Source organism: Aeromonas lacus (assembly GCF_000764665.1).
Classification (GTDB): Bacteria; Pseudomonadota; Gammaproteobacteria; order Enterobacterales; family Aeromonadaceae; genus Aeromonas; species Aeromonas lacus.
The window spans coordinates 1-17,216 of the sequence record NZ_JRGM01000044.1; the positions used below are offsets into that span (position 1 = coordinate 1).

Below are 17,216 nucleotides of genomic sequence, written 5' to 3' on the forward strand. Positions count from 1 at the left end.
GCTCCAGGATCTCCTGCTGACGCAGCATATTGAGATAAACCTCAGCCACCCGCAGAGCGGTATTTTCAGCTTCGGAGATCATTGCCAGACGCTGGGCATTGGCCTCAGCTTCGGTTCTGGAGACGTTATTGCTGACATTGAAACCATCAAACAACATCTGACGCAGACTGATCCCCGCCTCTTTACGAGTCATTGAGTCATCAATCGTTGTCGAGTTGGAGCCAGCAGCTCGAGTTGTCGGGCTATCAACCTTTTCGTAGCCAACGCCACCGCGCAAATCGATGGTGGGGTAGTAACCCCCTTTGGCGCCATCATGCTGATAAAGACGAGCCTGATAAAGATCAAATGCCTCTTTGATCTTGGGATGAGTCGCAAGTGCCTGCCCCACCGACTCTTCCAGAGTCTGGGCCTGCACCAATGCTGGCAACATACATACGCCACTGACCAGCATGGCAACAATCGTTTTTTTCATGTTATCTCCAGTCATGTCTTGTTTTTAGATTGTTGGCTTATCGTTCTCTCAGTGCCGACTGTTTTGCCCGTAATATCGGCTTAAGCAAATAGTCTAGGACACTTTTTTTACCAGTAATTATATCTGCACTGGCTAACATACCGGGGATGATGGGAAGTGCGTTAAGCTCATCGCCCAAGTAACTTTTCTCGGTGCGCACCCGAACCAGATAGAAGGAATTCCCCTCTTCATCCTGGATCGAGTCCGCGCTTATCTGTTCAACCTTACCATGCAAGCCTCCATAGATGGTGAAGTCGTAGGCGGTGATCTTGACCACGGCATCAAGCCCAGGCCGCAAGAACGCTATATCTTTCGGAGATACTTTGGCTTCCACCAGCAGGGTATCTTCCAGTGGAACTATCTCCATCAAATCCATACCTGGCTGAACAACACCACCCAGAGTATTAACCTTGAGCTTTTTGATCGTCCCCTTAAGCGGAGCAATCACACTGGTGCGATCAACCCGATCTCGCAATCCGACCTGCCCTTCCGACAACTGCCCCAGTCGGCCTTGTTTTTCATTCAACTCGGTCTGCGAATCAGCCCTGAATTTAAGGGCGATATCGTTACGCTTGGAGATTGTCTCACGCAGCACCGAATTGAGCTTGGGAATAAGCAGATGGTTGCTCTCAAGCTCCCCTTGCATTTCGTTGACCTGCCGCTCCAATTTGATCAGCTCAACCTGTGGCACAATCCCCTCTTTCGCCAGCGGACGGCTGATATTGAGCTCTTGTCTTGCAAGCTCAACGCTGCGATTGACGGTTCGGATCTTGGCGTTGAGCTCAATTAATTCCTGCTCATTCTGCTCAATCTGCTGGCCTAGAATATAGAGCTGATTCTTCAGGTTATTGAGACGATCCTTCTGGACTGAACGTTCACGGTTGGCATATTCGGCAAAGACAGTTTCATAACCATCCGGAAACTCAATAGGTGCTTCGCCCACCACAACCTGTTCACGCCATCCCAGATTCGGCTCGTTTTTCACCTCAACGCTGGCCATTTCTGCATGTAGCCGCGCAATGTCCCCTTTAAGAGTCACCAGCTCCTGCTCACGCTCGCGAAAATCGGAACGAAAACGAGTGTCATCAATACGTAGCAGTGGTTGGCCTTTTTCGACGATGTCGCCTTCTTTGACGAAGATCTCCTTGACGATCCCCCCTTCCAGGTTCTGGATAACTTGCAACTGGCGAGAAGGGATGACTTTGCCCTGACCAACAGTCACTTCATCCAGCTGCGCCCAAGCGGCCCACACAATCGCGCTCATAAAGAAGAAGAAGCAGCACCAAAGCAGAATGCGCGCCTGGGTCGGCGTCGTCAGCAAAACGGCTGCGGCACCATCATCGACAAAGGCAAGATGCTCGGGTGCTGGCAACACCTCATCGGAAGGGCGCTTTTTTAATCCCTTGAACCAGCCTAACAACCGCTTAGCCATGGGATACCTCCTGCAGCCGTACCTTGCCCTCTTTAAGCTGTTGCAACACCGCCTCTTTCGGGCCATCAGCCACGATCTGCCCCTGCTCGATCACTATCACTCGGGATGCGACATCCAGCATGGAGGTTTTGTGGGTGATGAGAATCAAGGTCGTTTCCGGGCCCAGTCTGGCCAACTCCTGTTTCACCAGCATTTCAGACTGGTTGTCCATATTGGAGGTCGGTTCATCCATCACCAGAATGGGCGGGTCATTAAGCAGAGCTCGGGCCAACAGGATGGCCTGACGCTGACCACCCGAAAGCTGGCGCCCACCTTCACCAATCTGCCGATCCAGACCGTTGGGATCCCGGTTGGTAAAGTTGGTCACGCCGGCTCGTTTGGCGGCGCGCAATACCCGAACATCGTCCACCAGCGGATTACCCAGCATGATGTTGTCGCGTACAGAGCCAAAAAAGAGCACGACATCCTGCGGTACACAGCCAATATTGCGGCGGATCACCGAGGGGGGCAGCTGATCGAGTTCAAAACCATCGATTCTGACCGAGCCATCAGTTGGACGATAGAGGCCCATCAAAAGCTTTTCGAGGGTGGTTTTTCCTGCACCGATCCGGCCGATAATCGCCACTTTCTCACCCGGCTGGATGCGCAGATTGATATTGTGCAGGGTGCTGGTCTCCATCCCCGGATATTTGAAGGAGACATTCTCGAACTCGATCCGGCCGGAGATAACCGGATGATGGATATATTGTTTCCCCTCCTCCTGCTCACCCGGCGTTGCCATGATCTTTTCCAGAATATCCAGCGCAGACTTGGCCTGGTTATAGCGGGTCGAGAGCACAGAGAGCTGCACCATGGGCGCGATGGCACGGCTGGATAGCATCACGGCCGCGATCATCCCCCCCATGGTCACATTGCCCTCGGAGATCTGGTAAACCCCGACAATCACCAACCCGACTGTCACCACCTGCTGGATGTAGCTCGCCAGTGACGACATGGAGTTGGTGATGCGGCGGGTCTGTACGCCCCAGGTAGAGATATGAGATACCGCCTGCTCCCAACGATGCTGGAACATGCTTTCGGCACCAAAAATCTTCACAGTCTCAAGGCCCGAAATACTTTCGATCAGGTTGGCGTTTTTCTGGGAAGCAAGCCGCGATCCCTCTTCAATCGACTTCTTGAGCGGCTCCTGAATATAAAAGCTGTAAGCGATCAAAATCAGCATGGCAACAATGGGCACCACCACCATGGCACCGGCAAAGATCCAGATAATAAAGAGGAAGAAGATGGCGAAGGGGAGATCAATCAGAGTTGAAACAGTTGCCGAAGTAAAAAACTCCCGTACCGACTCAAACTCCTGCAAATGTTTGGCAAAAGCACCGGTTGAGGCAGGACGAGACTCCATCCGCATGCCCATCACCTTGGCAAAAATCTTCGCAGAGAGCAGTACATCCGACTTCTTGCCGGCAATATCGATGAAGTAACTGCGCAGTTGCCGCATTACATAGTCGAAGGTAAAGACCACCATGGCACCCACAGCCAGCACCCAGAGCGAGTCAAACGCCAGATTGGGCACAATCTTGTCATAGACATTCATGGTGAAGAGCGGGCTGGCTATTGCGAACAGGTTGATCAGAATGGAAGCGATCAATACATCACGATAAATTCCGCGGGATTCAAACAATGTACTCCAGAACCAGTGACCATCACGGGTTTCCAGCACCTTGGGCGAGCGTTCATCAAACTTGAACTGTTTCTTCACATAGAAGAGGCGCCCGATATATTCGTCCCCCAGCTGGGCAACCGCTACCCACTGGGTCGCATCCCCAGCCTGCGGAAAAATCACTTTTCCCTGGCTTCGATCTTCATTCCATTCCAGCAAAATACAGGCGCCGCCATTGCGCATCTGTAGCACGCAGGGCAGCAGCAGTGGGGAAATCTCATCAAGCGGCTGAATGACTTCACGGGCAGAGAGGCCTCCCCGCTCGGCAGCACGCCCAAAAAGCGACGTGGTCAGACGCCCCGATACCAAGGGCAAACCGGTTGTCAGGGCATCCTGACTGTTGGGCACGCCGTAAAAGCGGGTCAGAAAGACCAGACACTCCAATAACTCATCAATACGACTTGTTTCTGCTTGCATAGCATCCTGTCACTGCATGAATGAGGTCAAGATAACCCCGCTGCCACCAGAACCGGTTCTTGCCAATCCAGATCAAGAACAACGACAGCCACTGGCAATACCGCGGAGAGGAACGGCGCATCCGGGGTCGTTAGCCCGGTTCGTTCTAAACAGCGGCATGGCTCATTATCGATAAAAGAGCGAGTGAAATACCCTGCTGACGTTTAGCTCATCATTAAATGTGGCTGAACGTAATTGATAGCGATATCTATTATGGTGCATCACTATATCAATCCGTACGCACCAAGACTATAGCTAAATCTATGAAGCTTTTTATATAAGCCTATGTTTTATGGGAAAATAGTAACTCTCCGCTCAACTACAGCTCAGAAAGCATAAAGGGTCTTCCCAGTGCGTGCCCTTGTGCCCCCTGGCTTGCGAGGGCCCTGGCGATCTCGCTCATGGCCGTCCAACGATTTTCACACCAGACCGGAGCCAGCAGAGTCGGACGACGAGCTGAGGCTGAAATGCGGTGATACACCACCTCGGGTGGCGTGTGCTGGATCATGGCTACCGCGGCTTCCACATACTGCTCCAGCGTCAATACCTCAAGGCGCCCCGCCTGCCACGCCTTGCCAAGGGTACTGCCCTCGACCACATGAAGTGGATGGAGCTTGATCCCCTCCACTCCGGTTTCCACGATACGACGCAGGGTATCGAGGCTATCCATCGGCACCTCGCCCGGCAAACCGACTATCAGATGAGCACACACCTTGATGCCGCGCTGATGAGCCCGCGTCACTGCATCCACATAGGCAGCATAACCGTGACCCCGGTTGATCCGTTGCAAGGTCTTGTCGTTGGCGCTTTGCAAACCGAGCTCCAGCCAAACCTCGTAACCCCGGGCCTGATAGCCCGCCAGCAGATCCAATACGGCATCCGGCACGCAATCAGGTCGAGTGCCGACACAAAGTCCCACCATATCGCTCACCGACAGCGCCTCTTCATACATCCGCTGCAGATACTCGACCTCGGCATAGGTGCTGGTATAGGCCTGAAAGTAGGCAAGATAACGCTTGGCACGGGTCACCTCGTCCCGACGGGCCAGCAGTTGCTGCACCACAGATAGCTGCTGGGCCGATTCATCGGCGAAGGAAGAGACATTGCAGAAGGTGCAGCCGCCACGGCCCAGGGTACCGTCCCGGTTTGGGCAGGTGAAGGCACCGTGAATAGAGAGCTTGTGGATCTTCTGGCCATGACGCTGCTTGAGATCCTGACCGAATGTATTGACGAGTTCGTGTAACTGCATGACACCTCCGCTAAAGGAGCGCCATTGTACGAGCTTGCGCAAATACGGCGCTGAGCTGGATCAAGGGACGAAAGGGTCAGAAACCATATAAATATTCACCATTTTGCGGATAAATATATGAAAGTGGCCGATTGTTGATGCTTTTGAGACCTTGCCTGCCATGGAGCTGAGCCTGCAACCATATCCGTAATGGGATATAAACTATTGTTGAACAATGAAAAAATTTAAGAGTACGGCTTGCGGGCAAATGCAAGAGACAGGATTGTGAAATGTGATCACCTTCGTCCTTGGTATCCATGATTTGGTAAAATTACTACAGTTCTCTATACCCATGGAGTAAACCACCAAAACGAGGATGAGCAGACTATTAATCCACAAAATAGAAATTAAACAGAATAAAAACAGAGAAAGGCGTAATTCATCGCCGCAAATCCATATTTTGTTATGTGAATGTAACATTGCAAAGAGCCCGGAAGTCCAATTGACCTTGCCGAAAAATCCCATTAGTTTGGAGATTCGCCACGTCAGGCAGACGGAACCACAAGAGCCAGTCGCAATTTATGCAGTCAGACGATGACTGTGCGATGCAAGGCCGAGCAAGGGAGATATGCAATGTCACTATATGATCCAAAGCTGGAGAGGGATAACTGTGGCTTCGGCCTGTTGGCCCACATGGAAGGGGAAGCCAGCCACAAGCTTGTCCGTCTCGCGATGTCAGCATTGGCTCGCATGCAGCACCGCGGCGGGATCTCCGCCGATGGCAAGACCGGCGACGGTTGTGGCCTGTTGCTGCAAAAACCGGACAGTTTCTTCAGAGCTGTCGCCGAGGAGAAGGGATGGCACCTTGGTCGCAACTATGCGGTCGGCATGCTGTTTCTCAACCCGGACCCCGTATTGGCCCAGGCAACTCGCAACATCATCGACGAGGAGCTGGAAAAAGAGACCCTGAGTCTGGTCGGCTGGCGCAAGGTGCCTGTCGATACCAACGTACTCGGTACTATCGCCAAAGCCTCCCTGCCCAGCATTGAACAGGTCTTTGTCAACGCCCCGCCCGGCTGGGTCGACAAGGATCTCGAGCGCCGCCTCTATATCGTGCGTCGCCGCATCGAAAAGCGTGTCAACGACGACTACTTCTATGTGGTCAGCCTCTCCAATCTGGTCACCGTCTATAAAGGGCTGTGCATGCCGGTGGACTTGCCGCGCTTCTATCTGGATTTGGCCGACATTCGCATGCAGGCAGCCATTTGCGTATTCCACCAGCGCTTCTCCACCAACACCAGCCCACGCTGGCCATTGGCCCAGCCGTTCCGCTATCTGGCCCATAACGGCGAGATCAACACCATTGCCGGCAACCGCCAGTGGGCCAAGGCGCGCAGCTACAAATTCGCCACTCCATTGATTCCGGATCTGCAGGAAGCAGCCCCCTTCGTTAACACCACAGGGTCGGACTCCTCCAGCCTCGACAACATGCTGGATCTCTTCCTCGCCGGTGGTATGGACCTGTTCCGCGCCATGCGCTTGCTGATCCCGCCAGCATGGCAGAAGCACCCGAACATGGATGACGACCTGCGCGCCTTCTACGACTTCAACTCCATGCACATGGAGCCGTGGGACGGCCCCGCCGGTATCGTCATGACCGATGGTCGCTACGCTACCTGCGCCCTTGACAGAAACGGCCTGCGTCCGGCCCGCTACGTCATCACCAAGGACAAGTTCATAACCTTGGCCTCCGAAGTTGGCACCTGGGACTACACCCCGGACGAAGTGCTGGAGAAGGGCCGGGTTGGCCCGGGTGAGCTGTTCGTGGTCGATACCAGCAACGGCAAGGTGTGGACCAGTTTCGAGATCGATGACGATCTCAAGAGCCGCCACACCTACAAACAGTGGATGGACAAACATTGCCGCCGGCTGGTCCCCTTCGAGCAGATGGACGACAGCCAGACCGGTAGCCGCGAGTTCTCCGATGACCAGCTGAAAACCTATCAGAAGCTGTTTGGCTACTCCTTCGAGGAGCTGGACCAGATCATCCGGGTTCTCGGTGAAAACGGTCAGGAAGCGGTGGGCTCCATGGGGGATGACACCCCGATGGCAGTACTCTCTTCCAGCGCTCGCACCCTTTATGACTACTTCCGCCAGATGTTTGCGCAGGTGACCAACCCGCCCATCGATCCATTGCGGGAGAACCACGTGATGTCGCTCGCCACCTGTATCGGTCGCGAGCAGAACGTCTTCAACGAGACCTTCGGCCACGCCCACCGGGTGCTGTTCCAGTCACCGATCCTGCTCTACTCCGATTTCCACCAGCTGCTGGCACTGGAGGGAGAGTACTACCGGCACAAGGTGATCAGCCTCAACTTCAATCCCGAAGAGGGGCTGGAGGCAGCCATCCTGCGCATCTGCGAGGAGGCCAAGGCTGCCGCAAGGAGCGGTACCGTGCTGCTGGTGCTGTCGGATCGCGACATCAGCATCGATACCCTGCCCATCCCGGCTGCCATGGCGGTGGGCGCGGTGCAGCGCACCCTGGTGGACAACAACCTGCGCTGCGACGCCAACATTCTGGTAGAGACCGCGAGCGTGCGCGATCCGCACCACTTCTCGGTGCTGCTGGGCTTTGGCGCGACCGCCATCTACCCCTATCTGGCCTACGAAACCCTGGCCAAACAGGTTGAAGAGGGTGTGCTCGCCATGTCCCTGCGCCAGGCCATGGTCAACTACCGCAACGGCATCAACAAGGGGCTCTACAAGGTGATGTCCAAGATGGGCATCAGTACGGTGGCCAGCTACCGCTGCTCCCAACTGTTCGAAGCGGTGGGCCTGGCCAAGTCGGTGGTCGATACCTGCTTCCGCGGCGTATCGAGCCGTATTCAGGGTGCCGACTTTGCCGACATCCAGCAGGATCAGCACAATCTGGCCCGTCAGGCCTGGCTGGTGCGCAAGCCCCTCGCCCACGGCGGCCTGCTAAAGTTCGTTCACGACGGCGAGTACCACACCTACAACCCGGATGTGGTGCAGACCCTGCAAACCGCGGTGCGCTCCGGCAACTATGCCGATTACAAGGAGTACGCCCGTCTGGTGAACGAGCGCCCGGTCGCCACCCTGCGCGATCTGCTGGCCCTGAAGAAGGTCGACAATCCGGTGGCGCTGGATCAAGTGGAGCCAGCCGACAAGCTGTTCCCCCGTTTCGACTCCGCCGCCATGTCCATCGGCGCCCTCGGCCCTGAGGCCCACGAGGCGCTGGCAGTGGCGATGAACCGCCTCGGCGGTCAGAGCAACTCCGGCGAAGGTGGCGAAGATCCCAAGCGTTTCGGTACCGAGAAAAACTCCCGCATCAAGCAGGTGGCGTCCGGCCGCTTTGGCGTCACCCCCCACTACCTGATGAACGCCGATGTGGTGCAGATCAAGGTGGCTCAGGGCGCCAAGCCCGGCGAAGGTGGCCAGTTGCCCGGTGACAAGGTCACCGCCCAGATCGCCAAGCTGCGTTATTCCGTGCCCGGCGTGACCCTGATTTCACCGCCACCGCACCACGACATCTACTCCATCGAAGATCTGGCCCAGCTCATATTCGACATCAAGCAGATCAATCCGAGCTGTCTGGTGTCGGTGAAACTGGTATCAGAGCCGGGCGTGGGCACCATCGCCTGCGGCGTGGCCAAGGCCTATGCCGACTTCATCACCATCTCCGGTTATGACGGCGGTACCGGTGCCAGTCCCCTCACCTCGGTCAAATATGCCGGTTCCCCGTGGGAGCTGGGTCTGGCTGAAACCCAGCAGGCGCTGGTCGCCAACGGCCTGCGCCACAAAGTACGGCTGCAGGTGGATGGCGGTCTCAAGACCGGTCTCGACATCATCAAGGCGGCCATCCTCGGCGCCGAGAGCTTCGGTTTTGGCACCGGCCCCATGGTGGCGCTCGGTTGCAAATACCTGCGGATCTGCCACCTGAACAACTGCGCCACCGGCGTTGCCACTCAGGATGAGAAGCTGCGTCGCGAACACTTCACCGGCCTGCCGGAGATGGTGATGAACTACTTCAAGTTCATCGCCGAGGAGACCCGCGAGCTGATGGCCCAGCTGGGGGTCACCCAACTGACCGACCTCATCGGCCGCACCGATCTGCTGGAGGCGCTGCCCGGCCTCACCGCCCGTCAGGCCAAGCTGGATCTCTGTGGCATTCTGGCCCGTCCGGTTGCACCGGCAGGTTCCAGCCTGTTCAGCCAGCAGCACAACCCCACCTTCGACAAGGGGCCGCTCAACCTGAAAATGGTGGAAGATCTGCTGGAAGCGGTGGAAACCTCAAGCGGCGGCGAGTTCCGCTACGACATTCGCAACACCGACCGCTCGGTGGGTGCGCGCCTCTCGGGCGAGATCGTCAAACATCACGGCAATCAGGGAATGGCGGCGGATCCGGTCAAGGTGCACTTCAACGGCACCGCAGGCCAGAGCTTCGGCGTCTGGAACGCGGGAGGCCTTGAGATGATCCTCACTGGCGATGCCAACGACTATGTGGGCAAGGGGATGACCGGCGGCAAGCTGGTGATCAAGCCCCATGTCGGCGTGGCGTTCAAATCCCACGAAGCGGCCATCATCGGCAACACCTGCCTCTACGGCGCCACCGGTGGCAAACTCTACGCCGCGGGCACTGCCGGCGAGCGTTTCGCGGTGCGTAACTCAGGGGCACTGGCGGTGGTCGAGGGGATTGGCGACAACGGCTGTGAATACATGACCGGCGGCATTGTCACCGTACTCGGTCAGACCGGCGTCAACTTTGCGGCGGGCATGACCGGCGGCTTTGCCTACGTGCTCGACGAGTGCGGCAACTTTGCCAAGCGCACCAACCCCGAGCTGGTGGAACTGCTGGACGTGGCAGATCTGCCCATCCATCAGGAGCACCTGCGCGGCATCATCACGGCGCACCTCAATGAGACCGGCAGCTCGCGCGCCGAGGAGATCCTGGCCAACTTCGACTCCTATGTGCCCAAGTTCCGGCTGATCAAACCCAAATCCAGCGACGTGAAATCGCTGCTGGGTCACACCAGCCGTTCCAGTGCAGAACTCAGAATCCAGGCGCAATAAGGAGGGAACCCTATGAGCCAGAACGTATTTCAGTTTATCGATGTCCAGCGGGTCGACCCGCCCAAGAAGCCGCTCAAGATCCGCAAAATCCAGTTTGTGGAGATCTACGAGTCCTTCAATCAGCCGCAGGTACAGATGCAGGCGGATCGCTGCCTCGAATGCGGCAACCCCTATTGCGAATGGAAGTGCCCGGTCCACAACTACATCCCCAACTGGCTGAAACTGGCCAAAGAGGGGCGCATTCTGGAGGCGGTGGAGCTCTCCCACCAGACCAACAGCCTGCCGGAGGTGTGCGGCCGGGTCTGCCCGCAAGATCGCCTGTGCGAGGGCTCCTGCACCCTCAACGATCGCTTCGGCGCGGTGACCATCGGCAACATCGAAAAGTACATCACCGACAAGGCGTTCGAGATGGGCTGGAAGCCCGATCTCTCGAACGTGGTCAAGACCGGCAAGCGGGTCGCCGTCATCGGTGCCGGCCCTGCGGGTCTGGCCTGTGCCGACGTGCTGGCACGCAATGGCGTCACCCCGGTGGTGTTTGACAAGTATCCGGAGATCGGTGGCCTGCTCACCTTCGGCATCCCCTCCTTCAAGCTGGAAAAAGAGGTGATGCAGCATCGCCGCGAGATCTTCCAGGGGATGGGCGTGGAGTTTCGTCTCGAGACCGAGGTGGGCAAGGACATCACCTTCGCCGACCTGCTCGGCGAGTTCGATGCGGTCTTCCTCGGGGTCGGTACCTACAAGTACATGAAGGGCGGCTTTGCCAACGAAGAGGCGCCGGGCGTCTATGACGCCCTGCCCTACCTCATCGCCAACGCCAACCGGTTGCTGGGCTTTGAGAAGGCGCAAGCCGACTACATCGACTTCGCTGGCAAGCAGGTGGTGGTGCTGGGCGGCGGCGATACCGCCATGGACTGCGTGCGTACCGCCATCCGTCAGGGGGCCGACAAGGTGATCTGTGCCTATCGCCGCGACGAGGAGAACATGCCGGGCTCCAAGCGGGAGGTGAAAAACGCCCGCGAGGAGGGGGTTGAGTTCATGTTCAACCTGCAACCGGTGGCGGTCGAGCTGGATGCCAGCGGTCACACCGTCGGCATCAAGGTGGTGAGCACCGAGTTGGGTGAACCCGACGCCAATGGCCGCCGCAATCCGGTGGTCATCGAAGGCTCCGAACAGGTGCTGGCTGCCGATGCGGTGGTGATGGCGTTCGGCTTCCAACCCAACCCCCAACCCTGGATGGCGGAGTTCGGCATCGAGCTCGACAATCGGGATCGCATCAAGGCCCGCGAGCAGGCGGAGTATGCCTTCCAGACCAGCAATCCCAAGGTATTCGCCGGCGGCGACGCGGTACGCGGCTCCGATCTGGTGGTCACCGCCATCTACGAAGGGCGCAAAGCCGCCGAAGGGATCATGGACTATCTGGCGGTCTAACCAGCAATTCATCAGTCAACGCAAAACAGAGCCCCGCCAGTGCGGGGCTCTTCTTTTGAGGCTCGGAATTTAAGGCTCGGAATTCTCGCTGGCGACTTGTCAACTATCACTCCATCCACCTCGTCCGGGGCGCTGCTAGATGCTCCAGCTCTCCGGCAACCGCTCGGTGAGGGTAGAGATGTACTCGAAGGTACGCGCCCGCTTGGGGGTAGTGAACATCTGGCGTGCGCTACCTGCTTCCACCACCGCCCCCGCCTCCAGAAAGATCACCTGCTGCGCTATCTGGGCTGCCAGCCGCAAATCGTGGGTGGCAATCAGCATGGTGGTTCCCTCCCGGGCCAGCTGGCGCAGCACGGTCACCACCTCCTGGGCTAGCTCGGGATCCAGCGCCGAGGTGGGTTCGTCACAGAGCAGCACCTTGGGCGACGGCGCCAGCGCCCTCGCAATGGCAACCCGCTGCTGCTGGCCACCGGAGAGGGTGGCAGGCACCGCCTCGGCCTTGTGCCTGAGCCCCACCTTGTCGAGCAGTTGCAAGCCGCGCACCTCAGCTTTCGCTCTTGGCCACTTCAACACGGTCACCAACCCCTCAATGACGTTTTCCAGCACAGTCATGTGCGGGAAGAGCTGGAAATTCTGGAACACCATGCCGGTCTGCTGACGCAATGCCAGCACGCTCTGGCGAGGCAGATGGTGAGAAAAATCGAGTTCGCTCCCCCCCAGCACCAAGTGCCCCGCATCCGGCCGCTCCAGCACATTGACGCAGCGCAACAGGGTGCTCTTGCCACTGCCGGAGGGGCCAATCAGGGCGGTCACACTGCCCGCCACCATGGCAAGATCGATCCCCTTGAGCACCCGCTGCCCACCAAACTGCTTCTCGATACCACGCAACCGGATCATAGGGTGACCTCCCGGGTCTCTTTGTGGGTCAACTTGCGCTCCAGCCGGTCTTGCAAGGTGGAGAGCACCGAACTGAACATCAGATAGATGAGGGCCGTCTCGCTGTAGAGAATGAGCGGCTCATAGGTGACAGAGGCGAGCCGCTGGGCAGCCTGAAACAGCTCGGGCACGGTCACTGCAGCTGCCAGCGAGGTGTCCTTGACCAGTGAAATAAAGGTGTTGGAGAGCGGTGGCACCGCGATACGCGCCGCCTGCGGCAGGATCACCCGCCACATCACCTGGGGCCAGTTCATGCCAATCGAATATGCTGCCTCCCACTGCCCTTTCGGGATCGCCGCCAGAGTGGCGCGGATGATCTCCGAGCTGTAGGCGCCGATGTTGAGGGTGAAACCGATCACCGCTGCGGTGAAGGCATCCAGCACGATGCCGGCACTCGGCAAGCCATAGAAAATCAAAAAGAGCTGCACCAGCAGCGGCGTGCCGCGAATGAGCCAGACATAAAAACGAACCAGTGCCACCAAGGGTGTCGGGCCATATAATCTGGCCAGTGCCACCAGCAGGCCGAGCAATATTCCCAAAACAAAAGTGATCAAGGTCAGTGGCACGGTAAAAATAAGCCCCGCGCTAAGCAGGGGCCAAAAAGAGTCGATCATTAACTGCAACCAGGCTGGCACGTTAATTTCCTCGCTAGTTATTATTTTCCGGCAATATTATTGCGAGACATCCGTACCAAAATATTTAAGAGATATTTTCTGATAGTTGCCATCCTGTTTGGCCGTGCGTAGCGCCTGATTGATGGCGGCCAGCAATTCCGGTTGCCCCTTTGCAAGCAGCACCGCCGATTGATCCCCCTTCGCTTCGGTCGCCGCCACCCTCAATTTGGCATCCGGTTTCTGTTTCTTGAAGTCGAGGAACGAGAGGCTGTCATTGATGGTGGCATCCACTCGCCCGGTCAGCACCAGCGCCAGCGACTGGTTGAAGCCCTCGGTGGCGACCACCTCGGCCCCCGACTTTTTGGCCAGCTGGGCAAAGTTGCTGGTCAGGGACTGGGAGGATTTCTTGCCCTTCAGATCGGCAAAGCTGTTGATGCTGTGGTTGTCGCTGTGCACCACCACCACCGCTTTGGAGGTGATATAGGGATCTGAAAAATCATACTTTTTCTGCCGCTCCGGGGTGATCGCCACCTCGTTGAGCACCAGATCGTAGCGCTTGGCATCCACCCCGGCGATGAGGCCATCCCACTTGCCCTCGACAAACTCCGGCTTCACGCCGAGGCCGCTCGCAATCAGCTCGCCAATCTCCACATCAAAGCCGACCAGCTTGCCGCTCTTGTCGTGATAGGTGAAAGGAGGATAAGCCCCTTCGGTACCAATCTTGATCACGCCACTATGCTGAATCGCCGCAAGGGAGGATTGTGCCTCGGCAGAGGTCACCAGGGTCAACGGAAGGGATACCAGTAAAAAGAGAGTGTGCCACTTGTTCATATTATTTACCTCGTTATATTTTTATTTCCCATGAGTCACCAACGACAACAGTATTAATGAAACCGTCTCTTGCATGGATGATGCAAATATCTGGAAACTCAGATGTATGCCTTGCAAATATCGAGCTGGTTTAGGCAAAACATATCGCGCCAGATCCCATGGCCAAACCATGAAATATGGTGATATTTAGCGAAATAATGGATAACGAGGATGGGATGGCTTGCCAATGGCAAACACCGCCAGCCATCTGGCTGACCGGCGGTGTTCCTTTTAGACGAGTTCTGGCGTGCGGGTTAGCTTGCTCACCCAGGGACGGCGCCAGGCGGGTGCCTCATACTGTTCCGGCCAATATTCGGTCTGCTGCACGATGCGATCGCCCTCGACCCGATGGAAGGTGATGGCGAGGGCATGCACGACCCCATCGGTGATCTGCACTTCGCTCACCACCTCATCCCCTTGCGCCAGCAGGCGGACTATGGTGAAGCTCCACGGCCCGGCGGCCGGATAACGGCGATTGATCTCGACAAAGTTGCAGCGCCCGAGGATCCGCTCTCCCGATTGCGGCCAGTCACAGACAAACTCATCCCCCAGCCATCGCGCCGCTCTGGCAAAATCATTGCTCTGCATCGCCTGCCAGTAGGCTTCCACCACTGCCACCGGTTTCATCACTGCCACCTCCCTCTTCATGTCCAGGTTGCTCACACTCTCACCACCAGCCACTCCCCCTTGCCCACCGACACTAGCGAGGTGACAAAACGGGGATCTTGCGCCACTTCCGCCATCCATTCAGCCAGCTCCTCCCGATGAGAGATGGCATTATCGACCACCAGCAAGCCGCGCGGGGGCAAGAGACGCTGCAACTGCGGCCACCACGCCCGGTATTGCCGGCGATCGGAATCAAGAAAGATGAGCGGGAAGCCCGCCGATGGCAGGGTGGGCAACAACGCTCCCGCCTCCCCGGCCAGCTGGGTGATCCGCTCGGCAAGACCGGCTTGTTCGAAATTGGCTTGTGCCAGCGCCCGCTTGCCTTCATCCCGTTCGATGGTCGTGACATGACCATCGAGCCGGGCCACCGCCTCGGCCAGCCAGAGGGTGGAGTAGCCGTTGGAGGTGCCGATCTCCAGCACCGCCTGCGCCCCGCGGGTCTGCACCAATACCGCCAGCAACTCGCCGGTATCGCGGGTAATGTTGAGCATCTTGTCGGCGCGATCCGTCTGCGCCAGGTCGTGCTGCTCGCCAAACTGCTCCAGCGCCTGCTTCAGACGCTCAAGGGGGGTATTGGCCCTCGCCGCCTGCTGTGGCAAACCGGTCTCGCACCCGCTCATCGCCCTCTCCTTTCATGACTATCAATAGCCACTATCCTTACGGCTGGCATTTTTGGAGTCAAATGGCGGCGACCAAAACCTTGCGCCGGTTAAAAAAACCGATAAAAAACTCTGGCCAATTGAGGCAGAATTTGCTGCGCCTATCTGTTACACTTCGCGCCCGCCATTTTCAGGCTGCGCTGATGCTGTATCAGGGGCGGCCACCAGTGGCAATCCGCGACCGTTCGCCCATGCCGGCTTGTCAAGCCGAACACAATCCAGCTGGATCACAGGAAACCGATATGAGATTTGAAGCATTCGATTTTGCCCCCGAGATTTTGCGCGCCGTCTCGGAGTGCGGTTATCAGGAGATGACCCCTGTGCAGCAGCAGGCGATCCCGGCCATTCGCCGTGGCCGCGACGTGCTGGCCAGCGCCCAGACCGGCACCGGCAAAACCGCCGCATTCGCCCTGCCCATCCTGCAGCGTCTGGTCGATACCCCTACCGCAGCCGCGCCCTCCAGCACCCGGGTGCTGATCCTCACCCCGACCCGGGAGCTGGCAGCCCAGATTGCCGACAACATCAAGGCGTTTGCCCGTTATCTGGATCTTGGCGTCATCACTCTGGTGGGTGGCGGCAAGCAGGATGTGCAGGCCAAGAAGCTCAAAGCGGGCGCTCACATCATCGTGGCCACTCCGGGCCGTCTGGTGGAACACCTCACCGCCTGCAACCTCAGCCTCTCCACCGTGGAGTGTCTGGTGCTGGATGAAGCGGATCGCATGCTCGACATGGGCTTTAGCGCCGATGTGCAGCAGATCCTGCAAGCAGCCAACAAGGGCCGCCAGAACCTGCTCTTCTCCGCCACCTTCTCCGAAGGGGTGAAGAAGCTCGCCAACGTGATGCTCGACAAGCCGCAAGTGGTGAGCGTCAACAAGCAGAACACCACCGCCGACACCGTCAGCCAGGTGGTCTATCCGGTCGAGCAGAAGCGCAAGCGCGAGCTGCTCTCCGAGCTCATCGGCAAGCAGAACTGGCAACAGGTGCTGGTCTTTGCCAGTACCCGCGAGAGCTGCGACGAGCTGGTCGAAGAGCTCAACCTCGACGGCATCAAGTCAGCCGTGGTGCATGGTGACAAGGCTCAGGGGAGCCGTCGCCGCGCCCTGCGCGACTTTATGGAGGGCAAGGTACGGGTGCTGGTGGCCACCGAAGTGGCAGCCCGCGGTCTGGATATCCCGGATCTGGAGTACGTGGTCAACTATGACCTCCCCTTCCTCGCCGAGGATTATGTCCACCGTATCGGCCGTACCGGTCGTGCCGGCAAGCGCGGTCAGGCCATCTCCTTCGTCAGCCGCGAGGAGGAGCGCACCCTGCTCGAGATCGAGAAGCTGATCGGCCAGAAACTGCGCCGCATCATGGTGCCGGGCTACGAGGTGAGCAGCCGCGAGATGCTGATCAAGCAGCTCGAAGAGCGCCGCCGCTTTGGCGGTCGTGCCCGTCGCGACGACAACGCCGCCGCCCAGTCGATGGCCGAAGCCAAGCTGCAGGGGCAACGCCTCAAGCGTCTGGCCGCCGCCAAGAAGCCGCGCCAGCCCAAGTAAGCAGCCACTCGCTGTACCGATATGATGAAGGCGCCACCGGCGCCTTTCTCTTGCCCTGTGATGACGA

The 17,216-nt window shown here is 57.9% G+C and carries 12 protein-coding genes; 3 read left to right on the forward strand and 9 right to left on the reverse strand.

Translation table 11 applies throughout. The annotated features are described in order from the left end of the window. The 4 genes from LG31_RS0106595 to mnmL form a co-directional block, all read right to left on the reverse strand. A partial coding sequence (locus LG31_RS0106595; RefSeq protein ID WP_033113688.1) for a TolC family protein occupies window positions 1-472 on the reverse strand: 472 nt, incomplete at its 3' end. Window positions 473-509: 37 nt separating this feature from the next. Next, on the reverse strand, window positions 510-1,943 hold the full coding sequence (locus LG31_RS0106600) for an HlyD family type I secretion periplasmic adaptor subunit (protein WP_050513419.1): 1,434 nt from the start codon (window positions 1,941-1,943) through the stop codon (window positions 510-512). Next, the gene (locus LG31_RS0106605) at window positions 1,936-4,080 is read right to left on the reverse strand and encodes a type I secretion system permease/ATPase (protein ID WP_033113689.1); all 2,145 of its coding nucleotides are present in this window, start codon (window positions 4,078-4,080) and stop codon (window positions 1,936-1,938) included. The genes LG31_RS0106600 and LG31_RS0106605 overlap by 8 nt, the downstream gene beginning before the upstream one ends. A gap of 358 nt (window positions 4,081-4,438) precedes the next feature. Next, on the reverse strand, window positions 4,439-5,368 hold the full coding sequence (mnmL, locus tag LG31_RS0106610) for a tRNA modification radical SAM protein MnmL/YtqA (RefSeq protein ID WP_033113690.1): 930 nt from the start codon (window positions 5,366-5,368) through the stop codon (window positions 4,439-4,441). A gap of 612 nt (window positions 5,369-5,980) precedes the next feature. Between mnmL and gltB the strand changes: the two genes are divergently transcribed. Continuing rightward, window positions 5,981-10,438, forward strand: a complete 4,458-nt coding sequence (gltB, locus tag LG31_RS0106615; RefSeq protein WP_033113691.1) for a glutamate synthase large subunit — start codon at window positions 5,981-5,983, stop codon at window positions 10,436-10,438. A gap of 12 nt (window positions 10,439-10,450) precedes the next feature. Then, window positions 10,451-11,866, forward strand: a complete 1,416-nt coding sequence (locus LG31_RS0106620; protein WP_033113692.1) for an FAD-dependent oxidoreductase — start codon at window positions 10,451-10,453, stop codon at window positions 11,864-11,866. A 135-nt stretch (window positions 11,867-12,001) separates the two neighbouring features. Here LG31_RS0106620 and LG31_RS0106625 read toward each other — a convergent pair whose 3' ends face one another. From LG31_RS0106625 to LG31_RS0106645, 5 genes are all read right to left on the reverse strand, one after another. Then, a complete protein-coding gene (locus tag LG31_RS0106625) occupies window positions 12,002-12,763 on the reverse strand; it encodes an amino acid ABC transporter ATP-binding protein (RefSeq protein WP_033113693.1) in 762 nt (253 codons plus the stop codon). Then, entirely contained in the window at window positions 12,760-13,416 is a 657-nt protein-coding gene (locus LG31_RS0106630; protein ID WP_193354217.1) for an amino acid ABC transporter permease, read from the reverse strand. Before LG31_RS0106630 ends, LG31_RS0106625 begins: the two co-directional genes overlap by 4 nt. A 57-nt stretch (window positions 13,417-13,473) precedes the next feature. Further along, window positions 13,474-14,247: an amino acid ABC transporter substrate-binding protein gene (locus tag LG31_RS0106635; protein ID WP_050513420.1), complete on the reverse strand. Its 774-nt coding sequence runs from the start codon at window positions 14,245-14,247 to the stop codon at window positions 13,474-13,476. Between the two features lie 270 nt (window positions 14,248-14,517). Beyond that, window positions 14,518-14,913 (reverse strand): nuclear transport factor 2 family protein, encoded by a 396-nt coding sequence (locus LG31_RS0106640; RefSeq protein ID WP_033113710.1) that lies wholly within the window; start codon window positions 14,911-14,913, stop codon window positions 14,518-14,520. A gap of 32 nt (window positions 14,914-14,945) precedes the next feature. Beyond that, complete coding sequence (locus LG31_RS0106645; protein ID WP_050513421.1) at window positions 14,946-15,572, reverse strand: O-methyltransferase; 627 nt, start codon at window positions 15,570-15,572, stop codon at window positions 14,946-14,948. Between the two features lie 281 nt (window positions 15,573-15,853). Between LG31_RS0106645 and LG31_RS0106650 the strand changes: the two genes are divergently transcribed. Next, entirely contained in the window at window positions 15,854-17,149 is a 1,296-nt protein-coding gene (locus tag LG31_RS0106650) for a DEAD/DEAH box helicase (RefSeq protein ID WP_033113695.1), read from the forward strand. The last annotated feature ends 67 nt before the right edge of the window (window positions 17,150-17,216 follow it).